Genomic DNA, 16,489 nt, shown 5'->3' with positions numbered 1-16,489 from the left:
GGAAATACCGGGGCCAAAGCGAGTTCAGGCGCGGGCAGTTACTGACGACGCGTGCCGCGTGGTGCAGTGACCTAAGCCGGCTGCACTGCTATCAGCTTCCGAAATGCAAGGAGCAGCAACGGAGTCGTCGCCATCGACAACGCGACAACCACCGTGACGATCGACAACTGCTCGTTGTCGAGCAAGCGCGCGGCCTGTGCCGCAGCTGTCACGACAAAGGCAAACTCGCCGCCCTGCGACAGCAGGATCGCGAAATAGATGCGCTGCTCGCGGGGCAGGTTGATCTTGCTGGCCAGGAACATCAGGGCCAGCAGTTTGCCGCCGACAAGCACAACGACCAGCATCGCGACCAGCCATGGCCTGTCCGCCAGCACGCGAAAGTCGATCGACATCCCCACCGCAATGAAAAAGAGCCCGAGCAGGATGCCCTTGAACGGTGCCATGTCAGCCTCGATTTCGTGACGCGATTCGGAGCCCGCGAGCAGCATTCCCGCGACAAAGGCACCAAGGGACATGGACAGGTGCACCACATGCATCAGCAATGAAATGCCGATCACCCAGAGCAGCGCGAAGATGGTGAAAATCTCGCGGGTACCGCTTCGCTGGATGATGCGCAGCGCATGCTGCAGGATAAAGCGGCCGCCAAAGACGACGGCGGCCAGCATGGCCAGCGCCCTTGCCGTCATCAACCAGCCGCTCGGATCGTTGTCTTCGATCGGCGTCGGGGCAAGCAGCGGCAGCAGCGCGATCATGGGTATTGCGGCGATGTCCTGAAACAGCAGGATGCCAAAGCAGGTCTGGCCCACCGGCGTATCCATCTCGCGGTTCTGCTCCAGGATCGCAATCACCATGGCGGTCGACGACAGGGATAGCGCGAAGCCGGCGGCGACACCGACGCGCCACGGGGCACCGAATATCGTGAAGATGGCCGCGAGCAGCGCTGCGCATAGCGCGACCTGGATGCCGCCGTAGCCAAAGATGGCGCGGCGCATGGCCCAAAGCTTCTTGAGATCCATTTCGATGCCGATGATGAACATCATCAGCACAATGCCGAGTTCGGAAATGTCGAGGATCGAATCGACATCGGTCACAAGCCTGAGGACCCATGGCCCGATGACGACGCCTGCGATCAGGTACCCGAGGACGGAGCCAAAGCCAGCGCGTACCGACAGCGGCACCGCAATCAGCGCCGCCGCAAGAAATACAACCGAATCAACCAGCAGTTGCTCCATCGTCGCCCTCCGGAAGCGACAACGGGCAGCGGGATCAGTGCCGGTCAGCGCTTGTACTGTTGACAGTCAAGCACATGGTGAGGCGACTTCAAAGGACGAATGACGGCGTCTGCAGACGCTGGCCGCTACAGGCGCAGCTTGCGCCAGACGACGCACAGTGCATCAAATCGGCGTCTGGCTGCCGTCAACAGGGACGCTCGCGCGTCCGGCGTGGCGGCCTGCGCTTGCTGCACCGGCTGCTCCGGCGCCGCAGGCGGATAGTGGTCGGGGCGTCTGTCGATTGAAACACCCGCGGTGAAAGTCGTGAAAAAGGATGTCATGGTGTCCCCTCGTGGAAGCCCGGTCCGATATCTGTCTCACTGTAAGCCGCGATGTGACTTCCAAGCACCAGAATACCCCAGTTTTTGGCGCACATTTCCGGGGATTTCCCTTAGGCCGCAGCCTCGTGGCAGGAGTCGGGGATTACCCGGAAATCGTCAGAAGTTGGCTTCGATGGCCGCTCTTGCGCCTTCGGGAACCTCGTTGGGGATGACCTGGTGCGCAAGGATCTCGTAGGTCCGTGCCGTGGCAACTTCACTCGGGTTGACCAGCCGCTTCGGACCGCCAAGCCAGGCGAAATGGTCCGTGCCGTCGTCGCTGCGGAACCACGCGAAATCGCCGATGCGTTCAAGACCGCGTTTCACTACGCGGAGCAGCGACAGCGCTTCCTCAGAAACGCCGAGGTGCCGGCGGGTGTCATGGATGATCGTGCCCAGGCTGCGAAGCTTGTCCAGGTTAGAGCGGGTGCCCTCCTCCGTCGCTCGGTTCTGCACCAGTTCGACAACCAGAATTCCCCTGTGGGCGGTAATGCGTGCGTGCATGGAACCTCCAGACTGTGCAAGTGGCGTCACACAGGAGGAGAAGCAAGTTTCCCGCCAGCCACCCGCGTTGGTGCTTTGCACGGCGCATTGGAAATGGCGGAATGTCTTCATACGGCGGTTAGTGCTGAAAACGCCATGCAGCGCGGGCGGTCAGTGACTTTCGACCGCTTCCGCACTGTTGGCACAGCACCAACACATGCACGCCGCATAGGCTTGGGACGCACCAGCATGCCGCTAGCGCGCACGCTGGCGCCTTACCTCAGGCAGGCATTGCCGCTCGCTGCCGCGCGACCTCAGCCTGCGGCGCTTCAGCCTTGTCGGCATGCAGCGTGAAGTTGAACCGGATCAGCGAGAACGGCTTGTCGACGCCCAGCGCCTGCATCGCTGCTGCGTCGTCGACGCGTGTCACCGGCGGCACCAGCCCTTCGCGCGTGGCGAACGCGAAGTCATCCCACAGGTACGGGTCGCCGTCGATGTTGATCTGCGTGGTCAGCTTGCGATGGCCCGGCGCCGAGACGAAGAAGTGGATGTGGGCCGGCCGCGTGCCGTGGCGGTCGAGTTGCTTCAGCAGGCGTTCGGTGGCGCCATCCGGCGGCACGCTGTAGCCGACGGGAACGATGCTGCGCAGGCGGTAGCGCCCTTCACTGTCGGTCACGATGGTACGGCGCAGGTTGAACGCGCTCTGGGTCGGATCGAAATAGGAGTAGTTGCCCATCGAGTTCGCATGCCAGACTTCCACGTTCGCGCCGGCCAGCGGTTTGCCGGCGCCGTCGAACACCTGCCCTTCCATTACCAGCACCTCGCCGTCGTCGGTGCCGTCGTCGAGGCGTGCCTCGCCTTGCGCGACGGGTGCGCCTGCCACATAGAGCGGCCCTTCGATCGTGCGCGGCGTGCCACCGGCGATGCCGGCGCGTGCCTCGGCTTCGTCCATGCGCAGGTCCAGGAAGTGGTCAAAGCCAAGCCCGGGGGCGATCAGCCCCAGTTCGCCGCTGCGGCCTGCTTCGGCCAGGTAGTTGAGGCCGGCCCAGAACTCCTCGGGCTGGATGTCGAGGTCCTCGATCATGTAGAACAGGTCGCGCACCATCCGGTGCACGATGGCGGCGATGCGCGGGTTGGCGTTCTGGCCCGTGGTTTCCTCGATGCGGTTCAGTACGGTATCGATGGCGATCTTGTCCATGGTTGTCTCCTATGGCCTTGTGGGTGATGTGGCAGGTGCTGCGGTGTCAGAGCGAGCGGAACAGCGGGCTGCGGGTGGCCTGGCTCGCGTCGGCTGCCGACAGGAACTTCTCGGTGAAGATGTCTTTCTCGAACAGGCGGCCTTGCATCAGCGTGGCGATGCATGCCTCGATCATCGGCGGCGGCCCGCACAGGTAAGCGCGCCAGCCGCGGAAGTCGTGGCTGAAGTGCCGGCCCGCAAGGTCGTGTACGTAGCCGCGCTCGCCGGCCCAGTCGCTTTGCTCGGGCTCGCCCGACAGCACCGGCAGGTAGGTGAAGTTGTCGTGCTGCCGCGCGATCGTTTCGAACGCATCGCGGTAGTACAGTTCGCCGGCATTGCGTGCGCCCTGCACCAGCACGATCTCGCGTTGGTCACCCGATTCCAGCAGGTCCAGGATCATCGAACGCGGGCTCGACAGTCCCGAGCCGCCCGCCATGAACACCAGCGGCCGCGGATCGCTCTTGCGCACGAAGAACCGGCCCAGCGGGCCCGACAGCTGCAGGCGCTCGCCCACGCCGAGTTGTTCGTGCACGTAGGTCGTCGCACTGCCGCCAGGCACGAGCCGGATGTTCAGCTCGATCTCGTTCGCGGACGGCGCACTGGCGACAGAGAAGGCGCGTGGCGCGGCTTCCTTGCCGATCCACACATTGACGTACTGGCCCGGCTGGAACTGCAGCGACTCGCCCTCGATGCGCAGGAACACGCCCTTGATGGTCGGCGTCAACGCCTTGATGCGCACGACTTCCGCGGTGAAATCCATCAGCGGCAGGCACTGTGCATCGGGATCGGGCTCGATATCGGCCTCGATCACCATGTCGGACATTGGCCTGGCGCAGCAGGCCAGGCACTTGGCTTCCTCGCGCTCGAAATCCATCAGCGCGAATGGCGAGGCTTCGCCGTGATCGAGTTCGCCTTCGAGGGTCTGCACCTTGCAGGTCCCGCACAGGCCGTGGCCACAGGCATGCGGCAGCCACACGCCGGCGCGCAGGCAGGCGTCGAGCACGGTCTGGCCTTCCTCGATGTCGATGGTCTGCCCGAGGGGCTCGATGGTCAGTTGGTAGGTCATGACAGCCTCCATCAGGTCAGTTGCACGAGCCGGCAATGCCGCGGAGTTCCGGCGTGCGCAGGCGCAGCAGCGACTTGTGGCCGAGCCCGTTGGCGGCCAGGCTGGCGTTCGCAGCTGGCGCGAAGGGTTCGCCGCCGCGCAGCCACTGCACCTGCGTCCAGTCGATTGCCGCGCCTTCGGGGTGGGCCGCCAGCAGCGGCGCGATGACATCGCTGACCATGGCGCCGAACGGCATGTCGGGCGGCAGAGGCAGCGTGAACGGGCTGCAGAACAGCAGATGCTGGTCCCAGCCGAAATACACGAGCTGGTTACCGTGGAAGTTCTCGACGCGGTCGCGGGTTTCGCCTGCGTACCCCGGGTTCAGTGCGATAACTGGCATGGTGGTCTCCGGTGTCTTGTTCAGTCGTGCTTGTGATCGCAGCACGAGGCGTTGCCGCCCTGCTCCGCTGCCTGCGTGCTCGGGGCCCCGGTCCAGCGCTGCCAGTTCGCACGGTCTTGCGAATCGGCATAGTCGCCGCGGTCTTCCGGACGCAGGTGGTACCAGTCGAGCACTTCGGGCAGCGTGGCGCCGCCGCAATTGCCCTGGAAGATCTGGTGCACCGGCAGCCACGCCTGCACGTACTTCTCGGGTTCGCCGAGGAAGATGTCGCGGCAGCCGTCGGAGCAGAAGTGGTAGTGGTCGCCGTCGTGCTCGGCCTCGCGGTAGCAGATCTGCGTGGGATCGTCCGGCTCGGTGAAGGCCATGGGGATCTGGCACACCTGGCACAGCATCGGCAGGCCCGGGTTGACCCAGCGCTGCCCTGCTTCCTGTTGCTGTTTCCAGTAGTCGAAGCGCGGACGGTAGTGTTTTTCGAAGCTGTCGGGATACTTCTCTGCCAGCCACTCCATTTCCGACGGCTCCGGCACCCATGTGTGGAAGGCGGCGGCATGGTTGAAGTTGTAGAAGATCGACCATGCGATGTGCGACAGGTGGTCCTTCTCCTTCGCGGCCTGCTCGTGGTACTTCGGCATGCGGATGCCGTAGCGCGCCAGGTCGGCGAACAGCGCGCCGCCGTTCTGCTCGAAGTAGATCTCCCACGCTTCCTTCCAGCTCATCACGCGCTTGGGCAGCATGTAGTCCATCATCATCGCGACCAGCGTGAGCAGCCGGTAGCCGCGCCAGAACCACTTGTCGATCCACTTCTGGATGATCGGGCGGTTGGCCGGGTCCTGTTCCAGCATGAACTTGACCACTTCGAGCCCGAGCGTCATGTGGCGCGATTCGTCCGACTGTGCCGAGAAGCCGAACGTCACGGTGGCCATGTCGCCGTTGTAGGCCGCGCCCGACATGAACGGCATGAACAGCAGGTTGGTCAGCACGTATTCGAACGAGAACGAAATCGCCGTGATGAACTCGAACGGCCCTGCCGTCATCGCATCTTCAAAATACGACTTGGGCACCGACAGGTACCACAGCCGGTCGTGCAGGTGGCGCCAGTCGGCAAAGCCGTTGAAGTACTTGTTGTAGTGGCTGATGGTGTGGATCTGGGTCTGGCAGTGGCGCAGCTCGTCGACCGATTGCATCTGGCACGCAACCCTCGCACCCACGCCGCGCAGCGTGCGGCCGGCCATCGCGAAGCCGCGGTGCGCGGCATATTCCAGTGGCGACACGCCGGTCAGGAACAGCTTGAGCGCGTTCACGTAGCGCGCGTCGGTGACGTTGAGCTGGCCGTTGTTCTGCTGGAACGCATCGATGATCGCGTACAGCTTGCGCTCCTTCTCGGACTGGAATTTCCAGTACGCGTCCATGGTCAGGCGGAACGGGTCTTCCCAGCCGTCCCAATCGTGGATCACGATGCCTTCGAACTTGTCTTGCGGGAATACGGCATCCATCGACTGGTAAGTGGTTTCCCAGCCGAGGTCACGCGTGAGGATCGCGTACTTCTCCTTGAGCGACAGCTTGGGCCTGGCAGCCTGCCGCGCGGCGGAGGCGATGGCGGTAGCGGTGGTCATGTTCTTGTCTCCTGGTATGTGCTGTTCGATTTGCGGTTCGATGTCCGGCTCAGTGCCAGGCCAGCACGAACTGGTCTTCGGTTTCGTCGATGTTGCCGGCCAGCGAGATCAGGCCGAGCTGCAGCTCCTGCACGTCCCATGTGCGGCCCATGCGCTCTTCCACGCTCGCGCGGTTGATCTCGAGCCGCCCGGGCGCGTCGATCTTGACCATGGCCGGGTAGCGGTTGACGGTGGCATGCGGGTTGTCGGCCTCGATGGCGTCGATGACGGGACGCATCTCTTCGTTGGCCTGCAGGGCGATGAATACGATCTGTGCGGTCATGGCGGTCTCCTCGGTGTCAGGCAGCGGCTTTGGCCGGCGTATCGTCAGTGGCACGGACCAGGCCCAGCCCGGCAAGCCGCTTCGTCAGCGCGGCGACTGTCTCGTCCAGCGCGGCCGCGGCCTCCCCGGCAAACAGGCGGCGTGCGAGCGGCGCCAGCGCGTGGTGGAAGCGGTCGAGCCACGTGAAGGCAAAGCCGGCAATCACGCTGGCGTTCTCGGGCGACTCCTGCGCCGCGGTCTTGATCGTGGCGTCGACCCAGCGCGCGGTCTCGGCGTACCAGGCGTTCATGAAGTCGGTGACCAGCGAGAACGCCGGGCTTTCGGCGGACAGGCGTGCATCCAGGCGCTGATAAATCAGCGGGTACAGCAGCCCGTCCATCACCAGGTTCTGCGCCACGTGCAGCTCGAACCAGTCGTCACGCACCAGCAGGTCCTCGATCGCATGGCGCAGCGGCTGCCACGCCAGGTCTTCCATCCATGCCGCCTTGGCCGCATCGACGGCCGCCTTGTCGCCCACCAGCAGGCCGATGCGGGTCAGGTACTGCGCGATGCCGAGGCGGTCCATGGTCTGGAACATCGCCGCTTCGGTGATGGCGGAGCCGAAGCCATAAGCAGTAATGGCGGCGTTGTTCATGTTGGCGGCCCATTCGACATGGCGCAGCGGCACCACGCCGATCGTCAGCAGCTCGCGCAGCGGTTCGGGCAGCGATGCCAGCAGGCCGCGCTTCTCCACGAACTCCAGGTTCTTCTCCATCGTCTCCTGCTGGCGGGCGCGGGCGTTGACGTAGCTGCCGTAATAGAACTGGCGCGGGTCCTTCAGTGCGTACCAGTCCTGCATGACCACCTGTGTGCGGCGCGCATCGTACAGCTCGTACTGCGGCTGCCACAGCGGGCGGTAGTGGAAGCTGGTTTCCGGCTGCAGGTCGTACATCGCTTCCTGGTAGCGTGTGGCCGGCTTGTCGGCGCCGAGGCGGCGTGCCAGGTTGGCGAAGGTCTGGCGGATCGGGCTGACGCTGTCCGTGCGGATATCGATTTGCATGATGTGGGCTCTCCTGTCTCCCTGGTGGATGTCGTGCTGCCGTGGCTTCAGGCCACGGTCTCGCACCATTTGTCGCGTTCGCGTTCCAGCGCGCGGCCGAGCTGGTGCGACACCGTAATGGCGCACTGCGCCGTGCAGAACGCGGTGAACTGCTCGGGGCGCATGACCAGCTCTACGTACAGCGCCGGGTCGCCGAGCGAGAACTCGAACTCGACCCATTGCGGGTCGCGTGACGTCACGCGGACGTAAGGCTGCGACCGGCGGGAAGCTGACGAGGCGGATGGGACGACGGGCGTGGTCATGTCTCGCTCCTGTTGCGCTGCACGCCGGCTGGCGTGCGCTGTTTTTGATGAGGAGACATATAGCGAAGGCCGTGCCACGAGCCGCCAACCCATATGCCGCAAGGGCTTGCGGGAATCCGGGCGGAGTTTTCGCGTCGCGGTCGCTTGATGATTTGATGAGATGAAAAAGCCGGTTTTCACCAAATGATCAAATCCGCCGTTATTGCGGCGCACCACGCGGTATTTGCTCGGGCGGTAGCGCTTGCGTAGGCCCCGAACGCGCGTGTTAGGCTACGGAAAACCGAGGCCAGGACGCTCCCCTCCGGATCGATTCGCGCCCGCAGGCATTCTGGAGATGAGATGACCGCGCCCCCCAAGCAGCCGCCGTTCGACCTGGCTTCGCTGCTGACGATCGACCCCAAGGCCGCACAGATCCGGTTGGGCGATTCCCGCATGGTGCTGATGCACACCGAGGCGCTGAGCTACCTGCGCAAGGAGATCCTCGACACGCTTGGCCTGGAGCGCGGCAAGGGCCTGCTGATCCGCATGGGCTACGCGCAGGGCATGCGCGATGCCGAGATGGTCAAGCGCGAGCGCAAGGAAGAACTCGAGCATTCGCCGAACGACGCCTTCCTGCTGGGGCCGCAGCTCCACATGCTCGAAGGCGTGACAAGGGTCGACCCCGTGCGCCTGGAGATCAACCGCGACACCGGCCACTTCTACGGCGAATTCCTCTGGCAGGATTCATGGGAAGGCGAAGCGCCCTTCAACGAGTCGCTGAGCCGCGAGGAAGGCGGCTGCTGGGTGCAGCTGGGCTATGCGTCCGGTTACAGCAGCACGTTCATGGACCGGCTGGTCATCTACAAGGAAACCGAATGCCAGCGGAGGCTCGACGCGCTGTGCCGCATCGTCGGCAAGCCGGCCGAGGAATGGAACGATCCCGATTACCTGAAGTACTTCGAGCCCGATTCGGTCATCAGCGACCTGCTCACGCTGCAGCAGGAAGTCAGCACGCTGCGTGAAACGCTGTGCGGCGCAAACCAGGGCAACCTGATCGGCCAGTCCCCGGCTTTTCGCGAAGCCTTCGGCCTGCTGTCCGCCGCGGCCGACAGCCATATCACCGTGCTGCTGACCGGCGAGACTGGCGCCGGCAAGGAGATGTTCGCGCGCTGGCTGCATGACCACGGCCCGCGCAGCGAGCAACCGTTCATCGCCGTGAACTGTGCGGCGATCCCGCACGAGTTGATCGAATCGGAGCTGTTCGGCGTGGAGAAAGGCGCGTACACCGGCGCGCAGCAGTCACGGCCCGGCCGCTTCGAGCGCGCGCACGGCGGCACGCTGTTCCTCGACGAAATCGGCGACCTGCCGCTGTCGGCGCAGGTCAAGCTGCTGCGCGTGCTGCAGAACGCCGAGGTCGAGCGGCTCGGTGGTGTAGAGACACGCAAGATCGATGTGCGGCTGATTGCGGCCACCAACGTGAACCTGGCGCAGGCAATCCGGCAGGGACAGTTCCGGGCGGACCTGTTCTACCGTATCAGCACCTATCCCGTCGCCATCCCTGCCCTGCGCGAGCGCCGCGAAGATATTCCCGAACTCGCGCAGGCCTTTATCCAGCGCTTCAACGCGCGCTACCAGAAGCAGGTGCGCGGACTGAGCCAGCGCGCGCGCGATGCGCTGATGCAGTACCAGTGGCCCGGCAATATCCGCGAACTCGAAAACATGATCGAACGCGGCGTGCTGCTGGCGCCCGCTGCCGGCCTGATCGATACGTCGCACTTGTTCGCGAGCCAGCAGGCCGCTGCCGAGGCACCCGAAGATGCCGATGCGCTGATCCAGAAATTGCTCGATCAGCAGGTGTCGCTGCCACAGATCGAAGCGCGGCTGATGCAGCTGGCAATCGACACGACACGCGGCAACCTGTCATCGGCCGCGCGCATGCTGGGCATCACGCGCCCGCAGCTCGCATATCGGCTGAAGAAGTAGTGGCGGAGCTGTTTGCCTATTCGTAGTCGAACGTGAACGTCGCTGCGCTGGTCACCGTACCAGCCGTCACCGGCAAGCCGTTGTTCAGCCTGGTGTAGCGGACCGCATAGCTGTACGAGGCCGGAACGTTTGCCTGGATAGTGCCCAGCGCATTGCGACCCTGCAGCGCCACCGGCTGATCGCTGCTTCCGGTCACGATCTGGAAGCCAACACCAGCGGCGCTGCCCTGTGCACCGGCTTCCGACGGCCCGAGCACGCCCGCCTGCGCCGCCTGTATCGGGGTGCCGGGCGCCGCGTCGAAGGTGACGCCGATGATGGCGGGCGTGTCGCACGTCACCGCTATGGAGAATGGCACCGTCCCCGCTGTTGCACCCGGCGAGCGCAGGTCGGCCGCGCGAACAGGCTGGAGCGTCACGGTTGACGGGTAGTTCACGTTGCAAGTGATGGGCCGTGGCACGGCATTGCCGCTGAAGCCGATATAGTTGTTCCCGCTCCCGCCAAGCGCACCCGCGGTCGAGCCCTGGTAGACCCCAAAGCCAAACCGGGTTTGTGACGGGTCCATCGTGCCGCCGGTGACGGGGCCGGTCTTGACGAACTCGATCGAGACTGAAACCGCGTACGTCATGTCCGCGTTCAGGGTGCCGAGCCCTTCCCCCGTCGTGTTGCACCAGACGCCCGCTGCATGAGCGATGGGCTGCCCCGCGGCATTGCGCATGCGAATGCCGATACCCGGCACGCCTGTCGAGTAGACACCGTCCGGTCCCTCAGTGCCCGAACCGTAGTAGCAGGCCACGATCTGCGCACCAGGCACCACGTGTGATGGCACGTTGTCGCACGTTCCGCTGAAGGTGTAGTTGCGCACGGTGCCCGGTATGGTGCTGCCCACCGGCAGCGTGGTCACCACGGCCATATCGTTCATGGCCTGCAGGTACGGCATGGCGGGCGTTGCGGTACAGACCGCATGGGCTGCCTGCGATACCAGCAGCAGCATCGCGGCGAGCAGGCTGCGGAGCGCGGCCCTTGCTCTCGCGCTGAAGTCGAGCACGGCCATCATTGCGCTCCTTGTGCATCCGGATGGATGCGTTTCATGGACACCACGGCCGAAGCGAGGTCGCCGCATACACCGTCGGCGCGGGGCAATGCGCGACCCGGATTGCCCGCGGATGCCGGCAGCGCATAGCGGAACGCGCACGTGTCCGCCTGCAGCGGTCCCCATTTTGCTGTCAGCACGCCGGCGTCCCGTGTCAGCCCGCGCGCAAGGAGCCGCCCGTCTTGGCCGACGGTTCCCGCAAGGTTCCCGTCGGCGTCGAACACCTCGGTGCCGAACGGCAACGGCGTGCCGTCGGGCGTGCGCACACGCAGGATCGCCGCCCGGCCGCCTTTGCCGGTATCGAACCGTACATGGACCACGGCACCCGACGTCGGCGCCACCTGCTGCAGCGTTGAACGCAGCTCGACATCGAGCGGCAGGCCCTTGGGGTCGATCTCGATGGGATTGCGCGAAAACGGCATCAGGTTCGGCACGACCGCATGGCCCCACGGATCGAGCCGCAGGCCATTGGTATTGGCCACGCGCGCGCCGGTAGCGTCCGCGGCCTCCACGATGGCGACGGTATCGCCGAGCGCGGATGTGAACGTCACCCCGCCGGCGTATGCAACGATGCCGCCGGACACGCCTGCTCCATACTGGCTGTATTGGTTGCCCCGGCTCGCGTTGGCGGTCAGCGTCGCGATTGGCGAGACATAGCCCGCATTGGCGGCCACGCTGTTGGTGACGGTGCCGCGGCCACTGCTGTGGCTCGCATTAAGTCCGTACGTGACATTGCTGTCCGCGCCGAGCGTGCCCGTCAGGGATTCCTGAATGCCCATGACACCGGCGGAGTCCTGCTGCAGACTCGTCATCGCATAGGGGGCGTGCGGCGACCTGCCCAACGGAATGCCGACCGTGAGCATGACGCGGTTCTCCCACCTGGCAGTGCCGAGGTTGATCTGCCGCGCCGCCGAGATGCCATAGCTGACGCGCTTGTAGCTGTTGTTGTACCCGGCCTGGTACTGGGTGTCACGGCCGCGACGGTTCCAGTAGTCCTGGGTGGATCCTGACAGGTACACGTTGCCATAGCCCGCCGGCATGCCCTGGCTGATGGTGAGTTGCAGGCGCCCGCGCCGAACGGCGCCAGGCACGGGGGCGGCGTTCGGATCATCGAGGCTGCGCGTCGCCACCGCTTCGGCAAAGTTCAGGAAGCCGCTCGTGGAGTATCGGTAGGCGGCCAGTGTCACGTTGGTGCGCGTGGGCGAGACCAGTTTGCTGTAGGACACGCGCACGCTCTGGCCGCTGCGGTCGGGCTGGCTGGCCAGGCGCGTGCTCGCATGCGTAGCGTCAGCGCCGAATGCGCCGTAGCGCGTGTTCATTGCCATGCCGAGGACGAACGAGAAATAGCCTTGCGCAGCGAGCCATCCGCCATAGCCGGTCAACAGGTTGGAGATCCCGTGCTGCACCGTCGCCTGGACGAAGAGCGGTGTACTTTGCACGCCGGTGTTGCGGTACTGGCCCGATGTCACGCTATAGCGCCAGACGCCGGGGCGCAAGGCATTGACGACGGGCGCGTAAGGTACGAAAAAAGCATGGACACTGCCGTCCGCCTCGGTAACCAGCACTTCCAGGTCGCCACCGTAGCCGGTTGCGTAGAGATCGTCGATCTCGAACGAGCCCGGTGCGACCGTGGTCTCGTAGATGAGGTTGCCGTTCTGCCGCACCTGCACCCGCGCGTTGCTGTTGGCAATACCCCGGACAGTCGGTGCGTAGCCGCGCTGCGACTCGGGCAGCATGCGATCGTCGGTGGCGAGCTGCACGCCGCGAAAGCCGAAGCTGTCGAACATGGCGCCGTCCGTAAACGCATCGCCCACCACCAGCTGGCTGCGCATCGGCGTGATCGAGCGCTGCAGGCTGGTCTGGACTGACTGGTAGCGATTGCCGGCGACCGCATCGTACGAGAGGCTGCCATAGTGCCGGAAACGCCAGGGACCGATGTTGACGCCGGCATTCAGGCCGAGATAGCCCTGCGTTGACGAAACGCCGGTGCTCTCCGTGTGATACACGTTGGCGTTGTACGCAAGGCGTGCAGCATTGACACCCTCGTCCCAGTAGCGAGGATCGACATAGCCGCGCGCGCTGCGGCTCAGGAACGACTGGGGCACGCTCAGATCGAGCCGCAGTTCGCCGTTGTCGAAGACGGCGCTTGCCCCAGGAACCAGCTCCGGCAACGTCATGCAAGCCCCCATTGCTGCGTGAGCAAGACGATCGGCGGATTGGGCCGGCAGCCGCGTAACGTCCACCCTTGCGCGCTCGACCAGCATGCGGTCAAAACAGGGCTGGACATTGCGCGCATCATTCCCCGCCTGCCGCAGCGAGATCTCCGCCATGCCAAGCCAGGCCCCGTTGACCTGCAGGTCGGCGCGGTAGGTCCCGGGCAACGGTACATTGCCCTCATTGAAGCGCGAAACATCGAGCTTGCCGCCGCCGGGCTGCCGCAGGAATGCGTCATTGAATTCCACGTCGCCCGAGCCAGCCGTGGCGGCACGGCCGGTCGACGCGCTAAATAGCGACAGCACCACTACGCAGCAGGGACACAGACGGGAAGGAAACAGGCGCTGCCTTCTTCTGACTTGCATTGAGATTTCCTGGGGCCGATCGAACCGGCGCGCGGCCATCGCGGCAGCTGGGTACGGCACGGCTACCTGACGTTGTCCAGTGGCGCTTCGCCGTCGTTCGAACTGCCCCAGTCATTGAGCGTGTGGTAGCGGACCTTGATGCCCGGGATGGACGGGAGGTCGCCGTTGAGGGGGAACCGGAGGGTGTCGCCGGGGGCCACCATGGCGCCGCGCTCGTTGACGGCACGCTTTCCGGCGGCTGACAGCTCGACGCTGACCACCGAAACGTGGAACGCCGTCGGGTTGCGGCATTCGAGCAGCAGCCGGCCGTCGGTTCGCGCGAGTCGCCAGACAAGTTTCGCCGGCGCCTCGCCCGGTGCACCCTTCAGCCCTTCGGGCCGATAGAAGAACTTGATGCGCGAGCGGAATGCAAGTTGCAGCTTGTTGGGACCAGTCTCTTGCGCGTTCGGCTTGGGCGGTATCTCCAGCACATTGAGCCAGAAGACCGATTCACGATCCTCGGGCAGCGGCTCGCCGGTATAGACGATGCGCAGGCTCTGGCCCTTTCCGGGATCGATACGCGCGACCGGCGGCGTCAGCACGAACGGCACGCTGATGCTTGCCGGCGGCGCTGCCGGATCGCCCTTGTCGAACCAGGATTGCACAAGCGCCGGCGCGTTGCCTTCATTGGTCAGCTTGATCGTGACTTCGCGATCGCGGGCATTGTAGACGGCGCGCGTGCCGGCGATGACCACCGAGGCCTGGGCCGGCGTGATCGGGATGGCGCCGAAAACGAGCAGCGCGGCAAGCAGCACGGCCATGCAGGGCCGCCGTGTGTTCAGGAGGTGGTTGGGCATTGGCACTTCAGCAGGGCCGGAACACAGGACCGCCATTGGCGGCGCCTGTTCCGGCGCCGCAGCCTTACTGATACGACAGGATGTACGTGACGCTGGACGAGACGGACCCGGCAGCGGCCGCGCCGCCTGTCGCTACGTACTGGGCCGCGTACGGCAGCAGTGCCGTGCCATCCGGCTTGATCGGCTGCGCCATCGAATTCTGCGCAGCGCCGTCGGAGGCGCCAATGGAAATCAGGCTGCCGCTCGACGGATTGAGCAGCCCGATCTGCACGTTGGCCGCGCCGCCGCTGCCAATATCATCGGTGTTGACGAGTCGTCCGGTCGCGGGATCGACATTGGCGCCCGCTTCGAAGAAGGCATGGACGTTCCCACTGGCGGGATTGCAGTTGCTCAGCGCGATCGAGAAGCCGGTTGTGCCGGCGGTGCTGCCGGCGGCGGCAAGGTTGGTCTTGGACACGTTGGGCAGCGTCACGGTAAAGCTGCCCGCGTTGCCCGTCGTGATGGTGCAGGTGGTATCGGTGACCTGCCCTTTGAAGGTGATCGTGCCGTCCGATGCCTGCGCGTATGGCGCACCGGTTGCGGCACCGGCCATCAGCAGTGCGGTAAAAAGCCTGGTATTCATTTTGTCTCTGTGCTGGGTTGAAAAAAAATGGCGCGCGGCCGTGGAAGGCGTGAATCACGCCATTTGCGCTATTCACGCCTTATTGCCTGCCCGGAAGCAGGCCATGCGCGATGGCGTACTGATACAGCTCGTAACCGGTGCTCAGGCCGAGCTTCTTCATCGCCATGTTCTTCTGCACGCTGATGGTCTTGCGGCTGCGGTTTGCCTGCCGCGCAATTTCGATCAGCGAAATGCCCGCTGCGCATTGGCGCAGCACCTCGAGTTCTCGCTGCGACAGCTTGCTTTCGGGTCCGCCCTCGCCTGTCACGGACGTATCGGGCATCTCGCCCATTTCAGCCATCTCGCGCAGCGACGGCGGTACGTAGCTCAGATCGCTGAACGCCGCGCGGATGGCCGGTGCCAGGTGGTGCAGCGGATCGGTCTTGCTGAGCACGACCGGAACCCCGGCGCTGCGGATATTCCGGATCGACAAGGCGTTCTCGAGCATCGTGAACACCACGATGCGCGTGTTCGGATAACGCCGTCGCAGCATTTCCAGCATCGCGATCCCATCGCCATGCTCGCCCCCGGGCATCGAATAGTCGGTGACGACCACATCGCAGGCGGTAGCGTCGAGCAAACGGATCAGTTCGGTGGAGTTCCTGGCCATGCCGACCATCTCCATTCCTGCCTGGCGGCTCAGCTCCTGGCGGATGCCGCTGAGGACGATCGGATGGTCATCGGCAACCAATACCCTGATCATCGCTACGTCTCCTTTGGCAGATGGGGATGCGAACGCGCTGTGGTTCGCGTACTGCCGGGATAGTAGGTTTCCTACCCTTTGCGGGACATTGGGCACGGGCTGATTGCCCTATCGGAAATTTCAGACGCGCGGGGCGGGTTTGTTCGACGCGAAGCGGCAGTCTGATGACGGCGCCTTGAAAAAAAGAGCTTTTTGGCGCACAAATTTAAGGGTCATCGCCGAATTGCGGGGGTATTGTTCTTGGCATGCGTCGCTGTTTCGCCGGCGTAGCCGACGGGGCTTCTCGTTGGGGGTGGGTTATCGCTCTTCGCTGGCGCGGCTGTTTCGCCGGCGTAGCCGGCGACCTCCTTTTGTCCGAGCGACAAAAGGAGGCAAAAGCGCGTTTACGACGTCAATCAAGGGCTCGATGCCGTTGTTGCATCAGAGGACCGCTGGACTGCCTGCCGCGTAGATGATTAGGATGGGACAGCGCGTACGAGCGAACCCGGATTACGGAGTGGTCTCTACTAATATTGCCTTCACGGGGACGCCTACGGCTGCGCTACGCGCGGGTCGGAGTAAGACCGCTGAGGTCTAGTCCTAACCGCGCCTCGGTGACGATGCCTTGGGCGCATTGCATGCGCGTAGAG

15 protein-coding genes are annotated in these 16,489 nt (G+C 64.5%); 1 reads left to right on the top strand and 14 read right to left on the bottom strand.

Features of this window, described 5'->3' with window-relative positions:
- Nucleotides 1-71 precede the first annotated feature (71 nt).
- The 9 genes from KHO41_RS36210 to KHO41_RS36170 form a co-directional block, all read right to left on the bottom strand.
- Nucleotides 72-1,232 (bottom strand): monovalent cation:proton antiporter-2 (CPA2) family protein, encoded by a 1,161-nt coding sequence (locus KHO41_RS36210; protein ID WP_211958042.1) that lies wholly within the window; start codon nucleotides 1,230-1,232, stop codon nucleotides 72-74.
- A gap of 476 nt (nucleotides 1,233-1,708) precedes the next feature.
- The gene (locus KHO41_RS36205; protein ID WP_211958041.1) at nucleotides 1,709-2,092 is read right to left on the bottom strand and encodes a hypothetical protein; all 384 of its coding nucleotides are present in this window, start codon (nucleotides 2,090-2,092) and stop codon (nucleotides 1,709-1,711) included.
- Nucleotides 2,093-2,351: 259 nt separating this feature from the next.
- On the bottom strand, nucleotides 2,352-3,269 hold the full coding sequence (catA, locus tag KHO41_RS36200; protein ID WP_211958040.1) for a catechol 1,2-dioxygenase: 918 nt from the start codon (nucleotides 3,267-3,269) through the stop codon (nucleotides 2,352-2,354).
- 46 nt (nucleotides 3,270-3,315) lie between these two features.
- Entirely contained in the window at nucleotides 3,316-4,374 is a 1,059-nt protein-coding gene (locus KHO41_RS36195; protein WP_211958039.1) for a phenol 2-monooxygenase domain-containing protein, read from the bottom strand.
- 16 nt (nucleotides 4,375-4,390) lie between these two features.
- A complete protein-coding gene (locus KHO41_RS36190) occupies nucleotides 4,391-4,753 on the bottom strand; it encodes a phenol hydroxylase subunit P4 (RefSeq protein WP_211958038.1) in 363 nt (120 codons plus the stop codon).
- A 20-nt stretch (nucleotides 4,754-4,773) separates the two neighbouring features.
- A complete protein-coding gene (locus KHO41_RS36185) occupies nucleotides 4,774-6,366 on the bottom strand; it encodes an aromatic/alkene/methane monooxygenase hydroxylase/oxygenase subunit alpha (RefSeq protein ID WP_211958037.1) in 1,593 nt (530 codons plus the stop codon).
- Nucleotides 6,367-6,415: 49 nt separating this feature from the next.
- Nucleotides 6,416-6,688: an MmoB/DmpM family protein gene (locus tag KHO41_RS36180; protein WP_211958036.1), complete on the bottom strand. Its 273-nt coding sequence runs from the start codon at nucleotides 6,686-6,688 to the stop codon at nucleotides 6,416-6,418.
- 16 nt (nucleotides 6,689-6,704) lie between these two features.
- Nucleotides 6,705-7,727 (bottom strand): aromatic/alkene monooxygenase hydroxylase subunit beta, encoded by a 1,023-nt coding sequence (locus KHO41_RS36175; RefSeq protein WP_211958035.1) that lies wholly within the window; start codon nucleotides 7,725-7,727, stop codon nucleotides 6,705-6,707.
- 47 nt (nucleotides 7,728-7,774) lie between these two features.
- A complete protein-coding gene (locus KHO41_RS36170; protein ID WP_211958034.1) occupies nucleotides 7,775-8,029 on the bottom strand; it encodes a phenol hydroxylase subunit in 255 nt (84 codons plus the stop codon).
- A gap of 339 nt (nucleotides 8,030-8,368) precedes the next feature.
- Here KHO41_RS36170 and KHO41_RS36165 point away from each other — a divergent pair, with 339 nt between their 5' ends.
- Nucleotides 8,369-9,991: a sigma-54-dependent Fis family transcriptional regulator gene (locus tag KHO41_RS36165; protein ID WP_211958033.1), complete on the top strand. Its 1,623-nt coding sequence runs from the start codon at nucleotides 8,369-8,371 to the stop codon at nucleotides 9,989-9,991.
- Between the two features lie 16 nt (nucleotides 9,992-10,007).
- On the opposite strand, the gene KHO41_RS36160 is transcribed toward KHO41_RS36165, so the two are convergent.
- The 5 genes from KHO41_RS36160 to KHO41_RS36140 form a co-directional block, all read right to left on the bottom strand.
- On the bottom strand, nucleotides 10,008-11,045 hold the full coding sequence (locus KHO41_RS36160; protein ID WP_211958032.1) for a fimbrial protein: 1,038 nt from the start codon (nucleotides 11,043-11,045) through the stop codon (nucleotides 10,008-10,010).
- Nucleotides 11,042-13,660, bottom strand: coding sequence for a fimbria/pilus outer membrane usher protein (locus KHO41_RS36155; RefSeq protein WP_211958031.1), 2,619 nt, complete (start codon nucleotides 13,658-13,660; stop codon nucleotides 11,042-11,044). The genes KHO41_RS36160 and KHO41_RS36155 overlap by 4 nt, the downstream gene beginning before the upstream one ends.
- Before the next feature lie 62 nt (nucleotides 13,661-13,722).
- Nucleotides 13,723-14,496: a fimbria/pilus periplasmic chaperone gene (locus KHO41_RS36150; RefSeq protein WP_211958030.1), complete on the bottom strand. Its 774-nt coding sequence runs from the start codon at nucleotides 14,494-14,496 to the stop codon at nucleotides 13,723-13,725.
- 64 nt (nucleotides 14,497-14,560) lie between these two features.
- Complete coding sequence (locus KHO41_RS36145) at nucleotides 14,561-15,118, bottom strand: fimbrial protein (protein ID WP_211958029.1); 558 nt, start codon at nucleotides 15,116-15,118, stop codon at nucleotides 14,561-14,563.
- Between the two features lie 79 nt (nucleotides 15,119-15,197).
- Nucleotides 15,198-15,860, bottom strand: a complete 663-nt coding sequence (locus tag KHO41_RS36140; protein ID WP_211958028.1) for a response regulator transcription factor — start codon at nucleotides 15,858-15,860, stop codon at nucleotides 15,198-15,200.
- Nucleotides 15,861-16,489 lie beyond the last annotated feature (629 nt).

Source organism: Cupriavidus numazuensis (assembly GCF_905397435.1).
Taxonomy (GTDB): domain Bacteria; phylum Pseudomonadota; class Gammaproteobacteria; order Burkholderiales; family Burkholderiaceae; genus Cupriavidus; species Cupriavidus numazuensis.
This window is presented reverse-complemented; position numbering and strand designations above follow the sequence as displayed.

What these genes read in the sequence shown, in the direction of transcription:
- KHO41_RS36210 (WP_211958042.1), bottom strand. Translation starts at nt 1,232, where the DNA reads ATGGAGCAACTGCTGGTTGATTCGGTTGTATTTCTTGCGGCGGCGCTG.
- KHO41_RS36205 (WP_211958041.1), bottom strand. Translation starts at nt 2,092, where the DNA reads ATGCACGCACGCATTACCGCCCACAGGGGAATTCTGGTTGTCGAACTG.
- catA (WP_211958040.1), bottom strand. Translation starts at nt 3,269, where the DNA reads ATGGACAAGATCGCCATCGATACCGTACTGAACCGCATCGAGGAAACC.
- KHO41_RS36195 (WP_211958039.1), bottom strand. Translation starts at nt 4,374, where the DNA reads ATGACCTACCAACTGACCATCGAGCCCCTCGGGCAGACCATCGACATC.
- KHO41_RS36190 (WP_211958038.1), bottom strand. Translation starts at nt 4,753, where the DNA reads ATGCCAGTTATCGCACTGAACCCGGGGTACGCAGGCGAAACCCGCGAC.
- KHO41_RS36185 (WP_211958037.1), bottom strand. Translation starts at nt 6,366, where the DNA reads ATGACCACCGCTACCGCCATCGCCTCCGCCGCGCGGCAGGCTGCCAGG.
- KHO41_RS36180 (WP_211958036.1), bottom strand. Translation starts at nt 6,688, where the DNA reads ATGACCGCACAGATCGTATTCATCGCCCTGCAGGCCAACGAAGAGATG.
- KHO41_RS36175 (WP_211958035.1), bottom strand. Translation starts at nt 7,727, where the DNA reads ATGCAAATCGATATCCGCACGGACAGCGTCAGCCCGATCCGCCAGACC.
- KHO41_RS36170 (WP_211958034.1), bottom strand. Translation starts at nt 8,029, where the DNA reads ATGACCACGCCCGTCGTCCCATCCGCCTCGTCAGCTTCCCGCCGGTCG.
- KHO41_RS36165 (WP_211958033.1), top strand. Translation starts at nt 8,369, where the DNA reads ATGACCGCGCCCCCCAAGCAGCCGCCGTTCGACCTGGCTTCGCTGCTG.
- KHO41_RS36160 (WP_211958032.1), bottom strand. Translation starts at nt 11,045, where the DNA reads ATGATGGCCGTGCTCGACTTCAGCGCGAGAGCAAGGGCCGCGCTCCGC.
- KHO41_RS36155 (WP_211958031.1), bottom strand. Translation starts at nt 13,660, where the DNA reads ATGCAAGTCAGAAGAAGGCAGCGCCTGTTTCCTTCCCGTCTGTGTCCC.
- KHO41_RS36150 (WP_211958030.1), bottom strand. Translation starts at nt 14,496, where the DNA reads ATGCCCAACCACCTCCTGAACACACGGCGGCCCTGCATGGCCGTGCTG.
- KHO41_RS36145 (WP_211958029.1), bottom strand. Translation starts at nt 15,118, where the DNA reads ATGAATACCAGGCTTTTTACCGCACTGCTGATGGCCGGTGCCGCAACC.
- KHO41_RS36140 (WP_211958028.1), bottom strand. Translation starts at nt 15,860, where the DNA reads ATGATCAGGGTATTGGTTGCCGATGACCATCCGATCGTCCTCAGCGGC.